Source organism: Robinsoniella sp. KNHs210, from assembly GCF_000686105.1.
In the GTDB taxonomy this organism is placed as follows: domain Bacteria; phylum Bacillota; class Clostridia; order Lachnospirales; family Lachnospiraceae; genus Robinsoniella; species Robinsoniella peoriensis.
Map to the genome: position 1 here is coordinate 227,955 of NZ_JMLZ01000001.1, position 16,451 is coordinate 244,405.

Annotated in this window: 13 protein-coding genes; 3 read left to right on the forward strand and 10 right to left on the reverse strand. The window is 39.0% G+C overall.

Annotated features, from left to right (window positions below):
* Window positions 1-83: 83 nt before the first annotated feature.
* Both CD03_RS0101030 and CD03_RS0101035 read right to left on the reverse strand, forming a co-directional pair.
* Window positions 84-770: a helicase associated domain-containing protein gene (locus tag CD03_RS0101030; protein WP_027292038.1), complete on the reverse strand. Its 687-nt coding sequence runs from the start codon at window positions 768-770 to the stop codon at window positions 84-86.
* A gap of 183 nt (window positions 771-953) precedes the next feature.
* Complete coding sequence (locus CD03_RS0101035; protein ID WP_027292039.1) at window positions 954-1,346, reverse strand: desulfoferrodoxin family protein; 393 nt, start codon at window positions 1,344-1,346, stop codon at window positions 954-956.
* Window positions 1,347-1,576: 230 nt separating this feature from the next.
* Between CD03_RS0101035 and CD03_RS0101040 the strand changes: the two genes are divergently transcribed.
* Entirely contained in the window at window positions 1,577-2,968 is a 1,392-nt protein-coding gene (locus tag CD03_RS0101040) for a hypothetical protein (RefSeq protein ID WP_044288824.1), read from the forward strand.
* Window positions 2,969-3,259: 291 nt separating this feature from the next.
* Window positions 3,260-4,012, forward strand: coding sequence for an AraC family transcriptional regulator (locus CD03_RS31910; RefSeq protein WP_242849010.1), 753 nt, complete (start codon window positions 3,260-3,262; stop codon window positions 4,010-4,012).
* A 25-nt stretch (window positions 4,013-4,037) separates the two neighbouring features.
* On the opposite strand, the gene CD03_RS0101050 is transcribed toward CD03_RS31910, so the two are convergent.
* Window positions 4,038-4,346, reverse strand: coding sequence for a metal-sensing transcriptional repressor (locus CD03_RS0101050; RefSeq protein ID WP_027292041.1), 309 nt, complete (start codon window positions 4,344-4,346; stop codon window positions 4,038-4,040).
* A gap of 162 nt (window positions 4,347-4,508) precedes the next feature.
* On the opposite strand from CD03_RS0101050, the gene CD03_RS0101055 reads away from it, so the two are divergent.
* On the forward strand, window positions 4,509-5,090 hold the full coding sequence (locus CD03_RS0101055; protein WP_027292042.1) for a DJ-1/PfpI family protein: 582 nt from the start codon (window positions 4,509-4,511) through the stop codon (window positions 5,088-5,090).
* A 120-nt stretch (window positions 5,091-5,210) separates the two neighbouring features.
* Here CD03_RS0101055 and CD03_RS0101060 read toward each other — a convergent pair whose 3' ends face one another.
* The 7 genes from CD03_RS0101060 to CD03_RS0101095 all read right to left on the reverse strand — a co-directional run bounded on the left by CD03_RS0101060 (window position 5,211) and on the right by CD03_RS0101095 (window position 16,291).
* Window positions 5,211-8,354, reverse strand: coding sequence for an alpha-mannosidase (locus tag CD03_RS0101060; protein ID WP_027292043.1), 3,144 nt, complete (start codon window positions 8,352-8,354; stop codon window positions 5,211-5,213).
* Window positions 8,355-8,447: 93 nt separating this feature from the next.
* The gene (locus CD03_RS0101065) at window positions 8,448-9,530 is read right to left on the reverse strand and encodes a sugar ABC transporter substrate-binding protein (RefSeq protein WP_027292044.1); all 1,083 of its coding nucleotides are present in this window, start codon (window positions 9,528-9,530) and stop codon (window positions 8,448-8,450) included.
* 21 nt (window positions 9,531-9,551) lie between these two features.
* Window positions 9,552-10,532 (reverse strand): ABC transporter permease, encoded by a 981-nt coding sequence (locus CD03_RS31915; RefSeq protein WP_081820069.1) that lies wholly within the window; start codon window positions 10,530-10,532, stop codon window positions 9,552-9,554.
* Between the two features lie 21 nt (window positions 10,533-10,553).
* Window positions 10,554-12,011: a sugar ABC transporter ATP-binding protein gene (locus tag CD03_RS0101075; RefSeq protein WP_044288993.1), complete on the reverse strand. Its 1,458-nt coding sequence runs from the start codon at window positions 12,009-12,011 to the stop codon at window positions 10,554-10,556.
* A 158-nt stretch (window positions 12,012-12,169) separates the two neighbouring features.
* Window positions 12,170-13,615, reverse strand: coding sequence for an ATP-binding cassette domain-containing protein (locus CD03_RS0101085; protein WP_027292046.1), 1,446 nt, complete (start codon window positions 13,613-13,615; stop codon window positions 12,170-12,172).
* Between the two features lie 3 nt (window positions 13,616-13,618).
* Entirely contained in the window at window positions 13,619-14,653 is a 1,035-nt protein-coding gene (locus CD03_RS0101090) for a sensor histidine kinase (protein WP_242849011.1), read from the reverse strand.
* A gap of 27 nt (window positions 14,654-14,680) precedes the next feature.
* On the reverse strand, window positions 14,681-16,291 hold the full coding sequence (locus CD03_RS0101095; RefSeq protein ID WP_027292048.1) for a response regulator transcription factor: 1,611 nt from the start codon (window positions 16,289-16,291) through the stop codon (window positions 14,681-14,683).
* Between the last annotated feature and the right edge of the window lie 160 nt (window positions 16,292-16,451).

Consider the following 16,451-nt stretch of genomic DNA (forward strand, 5'->3'; position numbering starts at 1 on the left):
GAAAAAAGACACAGTGATCCTGTATTTTGTTTTTTGTTGAATTTTGTTGTTTGATAATAAAATAACGCACTTTAAACTATTTGTCAAGTTGACATCACAGAAAAGTCAATATTTATACCTATTTCTTTCAATTTTTTGATTTTCTCTGAATCCAGATTTAACGTGCCGTCTCCCCGTACTTTTTCCCGCTGTGTATAGACCCATCTTCCCAGGCGCTTTCCGTCCCCGGTCACATAATCTACAGGCACTTGAAGATTTCCAAAAGTTTCATAATAACACTGGGCCTCTTCATACCATTCATCCCATGCTCTTCTTTGCCGCTTCCTCCAGACCATACCTAATACTTCCAGTTTTAACTGCCTCTGGTAACTTAAATTATTCTTTCGGAAACATTTTCTCTGGTAGCTGATCCATTCTCCAATTGCTGCATCCTGATATATCAAATTCCTCGGAATGTCAATATTTCCATTTTCGATATAATATCTTTTACAGTACTCATACCAAATATTCCATTCTGTCCGTACGCTTATCTTCCAGATCATCCCAATCTGGTCCAGCAGATATATTTTGTGGGCATCTATCCTGTAAACCCCTTTTTCATGATACGCCGCCCGCTGCCGTTCAATCCACCGCCCTAATAAATATCCATTTTCCGTCCTGTACTTCACAGGGATTTTCAGGTTTCCATTCTTCAGATAATATTCTTTTGCAAACTGATACCACCCAGTCCATTCTAAACGGGTATAGTGCCGCTTTACTCTATGCTCCATTGTATATCACTCCCTCTCCTTCATATTGTAAATCTGTTACAACAGGGGATCTGTTTATCAGATGTATTTCAAATCCTTTATACGCAAAAGAGCCTTAAATCTGTATTACCTACAGGCTTAAAGCTCTCGTTACTTTTCACAATCCAGCTCTATACCAGATAGATTTTTTTCCTTTTTCTTCCATTATATCAGCGTAGTTTTGTCGTTCTTCCACAATCCGTGAAGATTGCAGTATGCATAGGCACTTATGATGCTTTCATTCTCGGCAAGTGCAAAGGCAGCTGTAGGTTCATCAAGCGGTGCCAGGACTTTGCGATACACTCCTTTTGTAGTACGTATACAAATCCACCCTATGTAATGCTGTTCCGTCATGGGATGCGGCGCGGCACCAACATTGACAATCACTTGTGATCCGTATACAATGATTTCCGGAACATGTTTTTCATTTGCTGCTTCTGTGCTGTTTGGTACTAATTCCTCCATTTTATCTTCGCAGCAAACAAGAACACCCCCGCCTTTTTGGATTAACTCCACAATGTTGCCACAATGTTTACAAATATAAAATTTTTGCTCCATACCTTTTCTCCTTTGTTATTTTGTTTATAGGAAAAGACTCTTTTATTGAGTCATCATACCGTTTTAAACTGCTTAGTGCTTGAAATTAAATATAAATATATCTGCATAAATTGACAAAAAAGGAAAAAATATTACAATTTATTTATTTTTTTAGCAAGAAATAAAATTTAAATGAGTTTATAATGAAATTTATTGATTTAAATATATTATCAAATATGAGGTGCCGCACAATGGTAGGTATATTATTAAATGAACTTGTAACTATCGCAAAAACTTCAAAAACAGACTTTGCACTGCATATGAATATGACTCCCAGTGGACTTAGCAAAATTTTAACCGGAAAAAGATTACCCATGCTAAAAGAAAAATGGGAATTCTGTAATCAGGCAGCAAACTATTTCTCACAGCATATTTATGCAAGAAATTGTTATCTGAAATTACAGCGTATTTTTCCGATCATCTATGATTTTGATTCGCAGCGTGAGCTTGAGGAGTTTATACGTTCATCTGTGGAATACGCTTTGAATCGTGATTTTGCATGTGAAAATAAAGTCCCCACAGATTATTATGAAAAAGGCCCTTACTATATGGGGGATAAAATGATTTTAAATATTTTGTGCATTATGATTTCCGATGTAATCGTAAATAGTGCTGAAAATGAATCATTTGTATTCTACAGTTCCTTTTTCAATTATGATATTTATTATGATGAAATATTCAAAAGAATTAAAGCCACCTGTCCAGACAAAATGCGAAATGTAATATTAAATTATCTGGTTAATTTATCTCAGTTTGATAACCTTACGGTAAATCAATTCGATATTCTTTCCAATATTACACGGTTACAGGAATATGCCCAGATGAATCTTTGGGAGATGAATAACCAGATAAGTCATCCTTTTATTCTTTTAAAAGGAAAATTTCTGGTGTATTTTACTACACAGATAGATGGAACTATTTTTATGCAGTTAATTCAGTATAAAAGCTATTTAACAATATTTCTCAATACTTTGTTAAATGGAAATATAAATAAATTAAGTTATACTACAAAGGAAGCAATTGCATATTTAGACAAGCATCCTTCCTTTGTGGATGAATTGACAGACAGCGGCATTGATGCAGTATATAACTTTCTTTCCATGGGCTATTTAATTAAAGATGACGATATTAAGCGCAAAGAAAATAAAGTGATTTTAAATAAACAGATGCAAAAATTGTTCAAAAGAATTCTGTCTGACGACTCTGCCTTTTATGTTTCTAATTACGCAATGACCGGCTTTTATACAAAAGGCAAAATTATCGTTCCTCTGTCCGGTGAAATAAAAATCCCAGCGGAAACCCGTATCTCCTTCCTGAAAAGATTTAATAAATATGTGACTCGAAATGACAAGAAAAAATTAAAAATTATTACCAATGATTTTCCACCGGTTACTATACTTTTTTCCGGTAAGTTTACTATTATTTATACTTATAACAGCACAGACAAACTGGAAAAATTACATGTTTTCAAGACCCGGAAAATGTATGATATTATAAATAATCAAATTCAGGAGAAGATCAAGAACATGATAGATTTAAGTTACGAATTGTGGGATGCTTATATTAATGATCTTACGAAATAGTAATCACATTTATACGGACATAGTAAGGGAATTTAAACGGCATGACAAAAAGCATTGACCCTCAGCGCTTTTTGCCATGCCGTTTTTAGCGATCCATTCAGATAAATTATTACTTCTTATTAGGCTGTCGCAATAACATCCAATTATGCTATAATAATTTACAGAAAGGAAGGAGCAGAAAATGAACGATATATCCCCTTTAGAAAAAGCCGTCAGCTATATTGAACCCATTTAGAGGAAAACATCGGACTAAATGATGTCGCCAGGGAAACCGGTTATTCCTATTATCACATGACCCGCCTGTTTGCCTCCGCCTTAGGGGAACCCGTTGGCAGCTACATCCATAAACGTAAACTCTACAATGCATCCAGGAAACTTCTGTATACCGATATGCGGGTAATTGATATTGCGTTGGAAAGTGGATTTGAATCCTCCGAGGCATTTAGCCGCGCTTTTAAATCCATATATGGAAGCAGCCCCACAGTTTACCGTAAGAATGGGCTGGATTTGGTAATAAAAGCAAAAAAGGAATTAGATAAGAAAAGCCTGAGACACATTACCGGAAACATTACATTAGAACCGGTAATCGTGGAAATGGAGGAGGTAAAACTGGCTGGAATCCGTGGAACGACAACCCTCGCCGATAATCGCCTGCCTGATCTGTGGGAACAGTATCTGCAGCTTCGTGAAAAATATTCTGCCGGGAATGCAGATGGTTACAGTGTATGTGAAACAGACAGGGCTGTTTATGACGAAGCAGGTGATGTGTCTTTCTCCGTGATGATCGGCTCGCCGGCTGATAGCTTTTCTTATATACCGGACATTTTAATACAAAAAACAGTTGCAGCCGGAAAATATGCCGTATTCACGCACCGTGGGGAACTTGGCACTCTGGAGCAGACTTATGATTATATTTTCGGCACCTGGATACTTTCAGGAAAAGGATTGTTGGATGAACGGGAAGATTTTGAGGTATACCGTAGTAAAATAACTGCTTTTGATGACCCGGAAAATATGGTGGAAATCTATATTCCCATAAAATAAAAATAAGCAGGACAATAAAGGCTGCTTATTTTACAAATTGGTCAATGGCTTTATTTAGTTCTTCAATGGCTTCCATATTTCCGGTTTCAATAGAATCAATCAGACAATGGGAAAGGTGATCCTTCAAAACTACTTTTCCTGTGTTATTGATAGCCGCTTTCACTGCTGATAATTGTATTAAAACCTCACTGCAGTCACGCCCTTCCTCAACCATCACCTTGATAGACTTCAAGTGCCCGATAGCACGGGACAGACGATTCAAAACTGCTTTTGTATTCTCATGGGGATGTGTATGATGCGGGTGTGGATGCATATAATCTGTATTTTTTTCCATATCGGCTCCCTGTTTCATTTGTATAGTTAAAAGTATAAACGAAAAATGAGCAGCATACAAGCCGCCCATGGGGATATATTTTTTAAATAATATCCCCCCACAAGGCTTGTAAAGGAATATCCGTCTTGATACACTTAGTCTATACAAAATGGAGGTATTTGCATGAAGGTAAGTATTGTACTATATGATGATTTTGAAACATTGGATGCGTTTGGTCCTGCTGAATTATTTGGAAAGATACCAGAAGAATTTCATATCGAATACGTGTCTCTGACCGGTAAAATCGTAAACAGCGCACAGGGTGTTAAAGTGTGGACAGAACCTCTGGTTCCGGACGAAATAGGAAATGCCATATTAATCCCTGGCGGTTCGGGTGCCAGAAGGCTCTTAGAGGACTTCGATTCCCTGGAGATTTTGAAAGAAGCTATTGAAAAAAGTTCCTACTGCCTGACTATTTCTACCGGATCTGCCCTGCTTGCAAAAACAGGAAAAGCATTCCGCCGGAGGATGGCTCAGTACGAAAAAAACATATTCTGGGCACTGCATACTATGAATGGGGTACACTGGATTGAAGGTGCAAAATGGGCTGCTGACGGGAAATATTATTCTTCCTCGGGAAGTATGGCGGGAATGGATATGACACTGGGATTTATTGCGGATATTCTGGATATTGATGTGGCGGTTAAGATAGCGGATGATATTGGGTACAAGTGGGATCCGGATGATGAATGTGTTTATATTTAAACCGCGAAAAATCTAATCCTGAGGTAAGCTTTGTATTCCGCAAGTTATATACAGTTTTTTGCTGCATAAACTTGCGGAAACTAAAATGAATATCCGGAACTCTCTAGATTTTTAGCTATACTATTTTGTAATCAGCACGGTAATAATCTCATTCGCACCCAGGCTGAATACGGCTTCCCCGTCATTTACGGGTACCGGTGTCTGGATTTCCTCTTTTATATCTGTAATATAAGCCTTGTTGAAAAGCTGATGAAGCTTTAAGGCAGTCTCAGTTTTCTGTCCGCAGCATTCCATTATCCTGACTACAATAGCATCCCTGTTAAATGCAGGTTTCACACAGGATATCCAGATATTTTTGTTATCACATTGAAGCAATGGACTTTCGTTATTACTGTTATCGTAATTGCAGCAGGCTGCAATCGGCGGCTGATTGAAGGAAGCCGCGTCCCTGGTAAGTTCTGCCTTATCCGTTAATCCATAGTATGGCTTTAAGGCATAACAAGTACTGGTCATACCTTCATCTGGCCTTGCACTCGGAGAATAGGAACCCCGGACCAGAGTCATAGACAGTGTTGATCCCTGTGCCGTGAATCCGAATTTGCAGTTATTGAACATTGCAAGTGTTCTTTCTTCACCGGAAACGGCTGTATAGCGGTAAGAAGGAAGTTCCGTATTATGCCGGCCTCTGGTAATACTTCCAAAAGGCGTTTCATAGATAAAATCAGGCTTTTGAATGTCGCTGGTAATTCCAACTTTTAATGTTGGAACACCGATCACATCGCTGCCAAATTCCTGCCAGTCAACATCTGCTTTAAAATCAATTCTGTCGAACCGGGTATATAAAGTTATGTATTGCTCTATCGTGGTTTTGTTATAGGTATGCAATATTTTAATTGTCGTAAATACTGGTCCCTTTGCAGCAATTGAAATCTCAGGAATTCCTATGATATTTTCATATTTATATTCATTTCCCAGAATCCATGCGGACATAATACGGGGCTGCTCAAAAGAAATTTTCAAAAGATTGGAACTTTTATGTGCACAGAATGAACCGGCATCTTCAGCATAGGGCTGCATCTCTTCTAGTACATGCTTCTTTTCCTTTTTATCATACAGTTTCATAATTGTTCCGGTAAGCGTGCTGAGTTCCATCACATACCGCTCTGTCTCCGCCCGTAAAAAGCCGCCGGATTTGGGAGTTCCGGTTTTTTCAATTCGAACGCTGGTTCCCGGTATCTTTTCATTTGTTATCAGATATTTTGTAACTGACAGCGGAAGGAGATCCCGCGCTGTAAAATGCAGCTTCCCATCTTCGATCTGATAAGGAATCAAACAGCCGTCTGCATCTTTTAAGGTTCCAGCCGGAGGGATATTTGACGGTGCATCCACTCTTACCACCTCACTCCGCGTTTGAGCAAGCTGGTTATAAACACTGATTACCTGATCCGATTCATTGGTATGGAACATGCCATTTACCGTTTTTTCGGCTCTGTCCACTATACTTTTCCCCAAAGCATAGTCATACTCGTCCTGTGCATGATTCCCGCATCCGCATATAATATCATGAAATCCCAAGAACCCCAAATCTTTCCACGCTTCTGTAAGTTCCCCCATATAATGTATCTGATCCTGACAGGTACTCTGATATGCAAGTACCGATTCTGCATTCAGCAGTCCTGCCTCCCCGTCTCTGGCATACTTTTTAATCTTTGTCTTTGTTGTGTAGCATCCTGCGAATATCGGGTTCTGCTCATCCTTAACAACAGGAAAATCCTTTTTTAATGTCAAGACTTCATCAAAGAAATCGCATACTTTGGAAAATACAAACCTGGGCAGTCCCGGTTTTTGATCCAGATATCGTTTAACCTTAATGTCATATTTTGTCGGTCCTCCCCCATGGTCCCCCACACCAAACACAAACATGGAACTTTTTAGCCCATAATGATCAAATAAACTGTGAACAACCGGCATGACATTCTGGGGGCGGATCATATTATTATACGGTCCAAATGCAAAATCCAGTATCCGGGAGCCATCGGTTCCTTCCCACCAGGTAAGTCCCGCACCCCTGGGACATCTGAAATGATAATAATATTCCACCCCTGCTTTGGCAAGTATATTTGGTGTGGATGCCGGATGGCCAAAAGTGTCCGGTTCCCAGACAACTCTTGAAGGTATTGTCTTTAATACCTCTTTTGCATAATCAGAAGCATGATACAGATTACGTGCCATGGTCTCCCCGCCAGTCATATTTAAGTCATTCTCAGACCAGGTAGCTGCCGTCACTTCCCATGTGCCTTCCTGAATCTTTTTCAGAACCCTTTCAAACGTTGCAGGATCTTTTTTCTGCACAATGTCATATACACAAGACTGGCTCTGAGAAAATCTCAAATCCGGATTTTCATCCATAATATTGCAGATTGTCCTGAAATCCCTGATACAGATATCTTCTGTATCCTGATAATCCCAAAGCCAGTTCATATCAATATGGGCATGGGCAATCATATGTACTTTAAACTCTTTTGCAAATACGTCGGTGTTCTTCAGCACTTCATCAATCAGTTCAAGCTGTTTCCGGATTTCCACCCAATTCCGGTTCCGTACAGTATCCGTATCCAGTTTCCTTTCCAGGATATCCAGGTATTTATTTATCTCAGAACCATACAGTAATGCAAGTTTTTGAGTAAACAACAGTTGTTCAACAGCAGTCATCAATTCCAGCATCTGTTTCTCCAGAATATCGCAATTGATATAGATCCCCAGATAAGCATCCCCCCCTGTTTCCGGCGTCTTCAATACCAGTAAATATTTCTGGCCTTTTTTATGATTTTCATTGATACATAGTTCACAGTGGCGGGTATCCCCCCAGTATTTAAAATCTGCAATCTTTACTCCGTCTAAAAAAACCTGAACCGGTGCAAGTATAGTCATGGTAATCGATATTTTTGCATTATCAGTGCATATCCCCTCCACGGTAGATGGGTAAGTGATTTGTTTCCTTAAAGCTGCTTCCCCATATGACATATTCCAGTCACGGGTTTCTATCCCTGCTTCTCCTTGAACACTCCCTCCGGAGCCAGTGTTGATTCCATTGATGGGCACACTTTTTCCCATCACCTTCTCCCAGGCAGAATCGTCAAAATTAACCATTTCACAATCCTCCACATTACCCTGGGCAAACGTACAAATCCCGATCTGCCCTGCTTCTGATATTTTACTGGTCAATTCTTTCACTTCATCGATCCATTTGTCAATATTATTCATATCCCTACCCAATCCTTTCCGGTTTGGGCTTATTTCAATTTTGGAATAAGCCCAAATCAGTTATCTGTATTCACACTTTTATTGTGACATAATTTATTTCTGGCCGTATGATTCTATAACCTTTTGTCTCTCTGCATATTCTTTCTGATACTCTTCTAAGTTCTCATTTGTCACCAGTGAAATTCTGGTAGCAACTATTTTTTCTTCTGCAGTTTTTCCTTCCGCACCAGCTATACACAGTTCCATTCCTTTTTTCCCGATATCGATGCCATCCTGTACTACCATGCCTTTAAACTGTTTTCCTCTTTGCAGGGCTGCAATTAATTCCGGATCATCATCGACGGCAATTACCAGATAATCCGTTCTGTTTGCGGATTCCGTAACAGCATTTGCACCAACGCCAGTCGTAGCATTGGCCGCAAATAATAAATCAAATGAGCCTTCAGGATATGTCTGGATCAAATCATCCATTAAAGCCTGGGCACTTTCCGGTGTCAGTTCAAGTACATTTTTTTCAATAATTTCAATTTCAGGATATTGGGATAATTCCTCTTTAAAACCACTGACTCTTTCTGCCATACTCGTTACCTGCGGATAATTAATTACGATAGTCTTTCCCTTTTCCGATCCATTTTTTTCTTTTAACAGCTTTGCAGCGTATTCACCTGCCATTTTACCAATCTCTTTGCTGTCCGATGCTGCGTGGGCAAATACATCCCCACCATTGGATTTTGTATCTACTGTGATCACCGGTATTCCTGCTTTATTTGCTTCTTCCACTACAGGAACAATTGCATCACCATCAACCGCGTTGACAAATAATGCCTTCATTTTTCCGCTGCTGATTAAATCCTCCAGTCCCTGCTGCTGTGTTGCAGCATCCCAGTTTGCATCCACAGCCGATACGGTATAGCCTGCTTCTTCTGCAGTATACATTGCACTTTTCATAATATCCTGCATAAAAGGATGATTAAATGCCATAAGCGACATACCGATTACCTTATCATCCGATGCTTCTTTTGACTGCCCGGTTCCCGGTTCTGTTTCCGTTTTTTCTTCTGCTGCTTTTTCCTGGACTGCCTTTGTTTCCGATGAGGTATTATTTTCACCGCATCCTGCCAATAAGGATGCTCCCATAATACCTGCTGCTAAAACCACCAATAATTTTTTCTTCATTTTCATACCCTTCCTTTTCCATTACTTTTTCTTTGTACTATACAAACTGATCGCGACAATCAGAATGATACCTTTGAGTATCTGCTGCCAAAAAGATGAAATACCTATGATATTAAAACCATTCCCTAAAAATGTCAGGAAAACACATCCCAGCAGTGTACCCAGCATATAACCTCTGCCACCTGTAATTGCAGTCCCTCCCAAAACTACCGCAGTAATTGCATCCATCTCTAATCCTTCTGCCAGAGTAGGCTGTCCGGATCCCAGTCTCATGGTAAGCAATATTCCTGTAATAGCTGCACAAAGGCCGCTGATTGAGTATACAATCAATTTTATTTTATTGACATTAATTCCAGAAAGCCTCGTACATTCCTCATTTCCGCCAATGGCATAGATATATCTCCCAAACCTTGTACAGGCAAGTACAATCCACGCAATTGCCAAAACTACAGCCATCACGATTACCGGAATCGGAATTGCACCTAAATATCCTCTGCCCAAGTCCAATGCCTGATTTGGTAATTTTGAAATTGGTGAACCGTCTGTATAAACCAGTGCGATACCTCTAACTGTACTCATCATAGCCAGTGTCACAATAAATGGCGGCAGTTTAATCCTGGTAATAATAATCCCATTTATAAGCCCGATAAAAGTACCTGCCAAAAGTGCCAGCAGAATAGCTGCAACGACCGGGATCGGCTGCATGCCGTTTTTTCCGGTCATCAGGCCTGCTGCAAGCAGTCCTGACAAACAGGCAGCGGAACCCACAGAAAGATCCATGCCGCCCAGAATAAATACAAATGTCATACCAATAGACACAATAATACTAGTTGATGTCTGCCGAAATACATTGATAATATTATTAAAAGTAAAAAATGAATTTGAAACAAATGAAAATACAATCAGAAGCAATAACAGCGCAATGAGAATACTAAATTGCGGAAACCTGCTTACTCTCTCCCATACAAGCTTTTTGCCTGCCGGTACCTTTTTATAATCCATATCAATTCCCTCCTGTTGTCGTTATACTGCATATGACATCACTTTTTCCTGTGTTGCCAGACCTGCATCTAATATTACTTTCTGCTGACCCTCATGCATCACCAGCACCCGGTCGGACATCCCAAGAACTTCCGTCATTTCAGATGAAATCAGGATAATGCTAAGTCCTTCTCCCGCCAGTTTTGATATCAGCTTATGAATCTCCTCTTTCGCTCCGATATCTACCCCTCTGGTCGGCTCATCCAGAATCAGGACATCTAACTCCCTGGAAAGCCATTTTGCAAGAACTACTTTTTGCTGGTTTCCTCCTGAAAGATTTCCCGCTTCCTGAAAAATAGAGGGGGTTTTTATTTTAAGTTTTTCAACCATTCTGTTGGCAAGTTCTCTTTCTTTCCGGCGATCCAAAAAACCCTTTGGGGCTGTTTGATCCATATTGGTTAAGGATATATTATTGCTGATGCGGGCGTTCAGATCAAGTCCCAGAACTTTCCTGTCTTCCGGCACATATGCAATTTTATATTTTATTGCATCACCAGGATTTCGTATTTTAATTTCTTTCCCATTCAAATACACCCTGCCGTCTGTAATGGGAAGCGCACCGAAAATCCCCATCGCCATCTCCGTTCTTCCTGCCCCCACCAGTCCGGAAACTCCTAAAATTTCACCTTTTCTCAAATCAAAATTAATATTTTCGAATACTCCTTTTTTTGACAGTCCTTCCACTTTTAAAACAGTTTCCCCTAATTTTGTTTTTTCTTTAGGAAACGGTTTTGAAATTTTCCTACCAACCATGGCACAGATCACTTCTTCTGGTTTCATGTCCTTTAGGGACCATTCACCTGCCAGTTCTCCATCCCGCATAATCGTAATATAATCACCGATCTCAAATACTTCTTCCATGCGGTGTGATATGTAGATAATGGTGATTCCCTGTTCATTCAGTTTTTTAATAATCTTAAATAGTAAACGTACTTCAGGTGCAGTAAGTGAAGATGTAGGTTCATCCATTATAATTATTCTGGCATCCAGGGAAAGCGCTTTAACAATTTCCAGCATTTGCTGATTTGCGACACTCAGTTGACTGACCACTGCCTTAGGATCAATATTTACCCCATATTCTTCCATCAAAAGACGGGTTTTTGACAATAATGCTCTTTTGTCTAAAAATAAACTTTTTGTTATTTCCCGTCCGATAAAGATATTTTCTTCTACCGTCATATCCATAATAAGATTTAATTCCTGGTATATCATGGCAATATGATGTTTGATTGCGTCACTGGGACTCTCAATAGAAACTTTTTCCCCAGCAATCAAAATCTCACCACTGTCTTTTTTATGTGCGCCCACTAAAACACGCATTAATGTTGATTTTCCTGCCCCGTTTTCTCCCATCAGGACATTCACTTTGCCTGCCTTTGCATGAAATGTTACTCCCTTCAGTGCATGGACACCTTTAAAACTTTTACTTATGTTTGACATCTGCAATACATTTTCAACCATCCCTATACCCTTTCTGCCATCTGGATTCTCCAGTTATTCCGACTTGATCTGTTGCTTTTCTATATGAAAAGTGTATCATTTTAATCCTCTGGCAGGTAGGGGTGTATCCTCCTTTTTAAGGGGTGATTCTTACGGTTTTAAATAGAATTTTGTTCCCCGGAATGAGATTGAAACAACAAAAATTCATCACTCCTGCAATCTTTTATCATCTTAGCATCTTTCATAATCAATACCCGGTCCGCAACATCCATCAATTCTGATATGCTGACGGTTAAAATTACAATCGTGATTCCCTTATTCTTCAATTTTTGAATCAGCCCCAGAATATGGCGCCGCAGATACATATCAGCCTGGGCTAGAGGCTGTATGCAAAATAGGATTTTGGGATGATAGAGATGGTATCGGAAATATACAATATTATACAAAGAAGACAGTTCCAGCTCTGAAATATTTTTCGTATGTATTTCCGGTCCAATGAATGGCTCATATTCGTTTATTACGCTTTTTAACAGCTTTTTTCTGGAAATGCTTTTTTTTATTTTAACGTCAGTAAAAAAACAGATATTTTCTGCATAACTGAAGTTTTCAAATATTTGACCGGGAATGGAATCTGCCGGAATAATTCCAATATTTTGTGCGGACTCTTTTCCTCCTTCACATAAAACAGCCCCCTGTAACGGGCTTTTTTCACCCAATATCAGTGCAATTATTTCTTGTAAACCAGAATTATTCATATCTAAAATAACAGTACATTCCCCTTTGTTTATGGAAAAAGACAAGTTCTCAATATAGTCTGTACTGACATTTTCAAACTGAAAAATAGAACTTCCTGCTTCCGGACTCTCCATCATGGTTAGGGAATCAAAAGAAATAATATATGGGCTGATATGCCCGGCACTCATCTCCTTTTTAGGCAGAATTTTTATAATTTTGCCTGAATCCAGGATGGCAATTCTGTGACAGGCTTGAATAAGTTCCTTATAATCACAACTGATATAGAGAAATGCAATTCCTTCCTTTCGGAAAAACTGAACAATATCCAGAAATTTTCTTAACTCCACCGTGCTGAAAAAGCTGCTTAAATTGTTAAGGATGATTAACTCAGAGCCAGCCGTTACGGCCCGCAGCAATTCCACCGTACACCGCTCTAAGGATGAAAGTCCTTTGACCTGCCGCCCCGGCTTCATTTCTATATTGATCTCTTCCAGTAATTTTTGCACCTGGAGATTCAGTACGCTGCGTTTAATAAACCACTTCTTAAACCCCCGGCGCAAAACAAAAATATTATCTGATATGGTCAGATTGTTAACCAATCTGCTCCCTGCCCCTATTAAGGAGACCCGGTTTCTGGTCATATCACTATGGGCATAGCTATTTACCAGAAGATCATCAAAGTAAATTCTACCGTATTGGATAGGCAGATTCTGGCTGATTAACGAAACCAGCTGATGCTCCCCCTGGGAATTTAAAGTCAAAAGGCCCATGATTTCGTCCTTAAATATATGAAAATTAATATTGTTCAGATAGGTAATCCCTTCAATTTGTCTTGTAACGTTTTCCATTCTCAGGATTTCTTTTTTCATTAGCTATTCCTTTACAATGGGAAGTGTAATTTCCACATCCGTTCCCACATTTTGTTTACTATAGATATAAATACCGTATTCTTCACCAAATAATATTTTGATACGATTATTCACGTTTTCGACTGCAATACTGCCGCCTTTTTTATCTTGATGAAATGTAGTAATGGAAGCAGTCTTTAATTTTTCATTCAGACCATCTACTACAGTTTCATTCATTCCCAGTCCATTATCAGAAATTGTGATAATACACCGGGAAGCCGTATTCTCTATTTTTACACATAAAATTCCATCCCCGATCTTACGTTCTATCCCATGATAAATTGCATTTTCTACTATGGGCTGCAGTATGAGCTTTGGCAGCCTGCATTTTAAGATTTCCCGTTCTTCCTCCGCGTCAATCTCCACATGGTATTTAAGCCTTTTACCAAACCGGAACTGCTGTATAATATAATAATTTTCAATATTGGCAAGTTCGTCCTCTAAAGTCACCAAGTGCTCTACGTTTGAGATGGTATAGCGAAAAAAGGTCGCCAGTGCCTCCGTCATCTCTGCAACCGAATCGATACCTGCATATAATGCCTCACTTCTTATCCCTTCCAGGGTATTGTATAAAAAATGGGGATTGATCTGATTTTGCAGTGCCAGGTACTCTGCCTGCTTTTTCGTCAAACTTATCAACTCTTTCATATCCAGTAATTCCCTGAATTTATTTGTGGCGGCTTCCATCTGGGGAGACAGAGGCACTCTTAGTTCAAATAACCCCTGCAGCAAATATCCCTCTGAAAATAACCTGCACACCTTTTCCGTATCCCGGTAAGGCTTATATAAAAAATGATATCCGAAATAAATAATTGCCCCAAACAGGCCATACAGACCAATCAATAACAGAATATAGAATATGCCCTCTTGCCGGAAAATTGTAAGCATAATAAGCATAATCAGTGAAAACCCTCCCAGCAGGAACATTATGACTGCACTCCGTATCATAATATAATTAGTTTTTCTTCTTTTTGCACCACTCCCTTTATCATTACCCATACGGATATCCCCCTATATCTGCAAGCATTACGAATATAATTTTCGGTATTCATTCGGTTTTAATCCAGTATGCTTTTTAAAGTTTTTCGTAAAATATTTCACATCACTGTACCCCACCTGTTCACATATAACTGCAACATTCAAATTTGTTTTCTTTAGAATATCTTTTGCTGCTGTCATCCTGATCTTAGATAGATATTCCAGAAAAGTACTACCGGTTTCTTTTTTGAAAAGAGAACTAAAATAAGTTGCACTAAAGCCTGCGGCATTACTGACCTCTTCGATTGTGACAGCGTTCATGTAATGATCCTGTATATATAACTTAGCAGTTCTTATAGGCCTGCTATCCTCCTGCTTTTTATCTTCAGCAATTAATTGCAGTCCGTCAGCTATTGCTTTCCCCAGAAAGGAAAACAGCTGCTCTCCGCTGCTGCAATCAGCAGCCTGCTGCCGAAACCGGTTTATACTTGAATAGGCCTCTTTCACAACGATCTGATTATTCCGCATACAAGATATAAAGATATTGCACACCTCCTCTGCCGCTTGTATTACATCATGTCCCGTTATATCAGACTGGCTAAATATATTCTCTTTTAAAATTTCTACGGACGATTTAGCCAATTCAGCATCCATCCGCTCGAAAGCATCCGTCAAAGATTTATTAAAGGCAAAGAACATTGGGTTTGCTGAAATATTTTTAATTTCAGATGAAACCTCCTCTATGATTTTGCCGGTGCCCGCTATCAACCGCTGCTCCAGTGCCAGTTCCGCTGCTCTGGATGACTGATGCAGTTTTTGTATTTTTTCCACCGCTGTACCAATTCCTATTGTAAATTTCACCTGTTCAAATAAAGCTTCCTGAAGGGTTATTTCATCCAGTAACGCTTTGATTTGTTTTCGGATAATCTTTTTATTTTCCTCCTTATAATTTAACAGGCAGTATTCAGCCCCTGCTATAAAGTAACATTCTATCTCCCAGCATAGTTCTTTAATCCGGTTCAATGCGGCATTAGCAACTTTATCTCCCAGATACTCAATACTTGCTTTACTTAAATCACCACTGTGATCAATTTTTATTATAATAACCTGAAAACAGCCCTCCTGAAATTGAAACTGATATCTATTATTTATATCTCCTAAATAGAATTTCTCTTCTTCCGTCTGCTGCATCAGTAAATCTATAAAAATACTGGAACGGATCTTCTGAATACTCTGTTCCAGCAGCCGCTTTATTTTTTCCTCCCTGGAGCTGTTTTCATTTTTCTTACGATATTTTTCTCGCATTTTATTCAGAGTCTGCATCAGTTCTTCTTTTTTAATAGGTTTTAACAGATAATCATTGACCCCATATTTAATGGCACTTTGCGCATAGTCAAAATGTCGATAACCACTGATAATGATAAATTCTACAAATTCATTAAGCTCTTTTGATTTTTGTATCAGCTCTAAACCATCACATCCAGGCATTCGGATATCCGTAATTACAATATCGGGATTAAAAACTTTTATTTGTTCCAACGCCTCCATCCCGTTATAAGCTATCGACGTTACTTCCATTTCCAATGAAGTCCAATCAATTAGTTTATAAATCAATCGGCACACCTTTTCTTCATCATCCGCAATCATTACCTTGATCATAAACTTTCCTCCACCATTTTACAAAAAATACTCTTTTGTCCCCTTCTGTTTCTATTTTACTTTAAATCTTTTGTCATCACCAGACATTTCGTCCTGTATTCCGTGGAATTTATTGGTAATTTCAGCAAAATAACCACATTATTTTATATTCCCCAAATAT

What these genes read in the sequence shown, in the direction of transcription:
- CD03_RS0101030 (WP_027292038.1), bottom strand. Translation starts at nt 770, where the DNA reads ATGGAGCATAGAGTAAAGCGGCACTATACCCGTTTAGAATGGACTGGG.
- CD03_RS0101035 (WP_027292039.1), bottom strand. Translation starts at nt 1,346, where the DNA reads ATGGAGCAAAAATTTTATATTTGTAAACATTGTGGCAACATTGTGGAG.
- CD03_RS0101040 (WP_044288824.1), top strand. Translation starts at nt 1,577, where the DNA reads ATGGTAGGTATATTATTAAATGAACTTGTAACTATCGCAAAAACTTCA.
- CD03_RS31910 (WP_242849010.1), top strand. Translation starts at nt 3,260, where the DNA reads ATGACCCGCCTGTTTGCCTCCGCCTTAGGGGAACCCGTTGGCAGCTAC.
- CD03_RS0101050 (WP_027292041.1), bottom strand. Translation starts at nt 4,346, where the DNA reads ATGGAAAAAAATACAGATTATATGCATCCACACCCGCATCATACACAT.
- CD03_RS0101055 (WP_027292042.1), top strand. Translation starts at nt 4,509, where the DNA reads ATGAAGGTAAGTATTGTACTATATGATGATTTTGAAACATTGGATGCG.
- CD03_RS0101060 (WP_027292043.1), bottom strand. Translation starts at nt 8,354, where the DNA reads ATGAATAATATTGACAAATGGATCGATGAAGTGAAAGAATTGACCAGT.
- CD03_RS0101065 (WP_027292044.1), bottom strand. Translation starts at nt 9,530, where the DNA reads ATGAAGAAAAAATTATTGGTGGTTTTAGCAGCAGGTATTATGGGAGCA.
- CD03_RS31915 (WP_081820069.1), bottom strand. Translation starts at nt 10,532, where the DNA reads ATGGATTATAAAAAGGTACCGGCAGGCAAAAAGCTTGTATGGGAGAGA.
- CD03_RS0101075 (WP_044288993.1), bottom strand. Translation starts at nt 12,011, where the DNA reads ATGTCAAACATAAGTAAAAGTTTTAAAGGTGTCCATGCACTGAAGGGA.
- CD03_RS0101085 (WP_027292046.1), bottom strand. Translation starts at nt 13,615, where the DNA reads ATGAAAAAAGAAATCCTGAGAATGGAAAACGTTACAAGACAAATTGAA.
- CD03_RS0101090 (WP_242849011.1), bottom strand. Translation starts at nt 14,653, where the DNA reads ATGGGTAATGATAAAGGGAGTGGTGCAAAAAGAAGAAAAACTAATTAT.
- CD03_RS0101095 (WP_027292048.1), bottom strand. Translation starts at nt 16,291, where the DNA reads ATGATCAAGGTAATGATTGCGGATGATGAAGAAAAGGTGTGCCGATTG.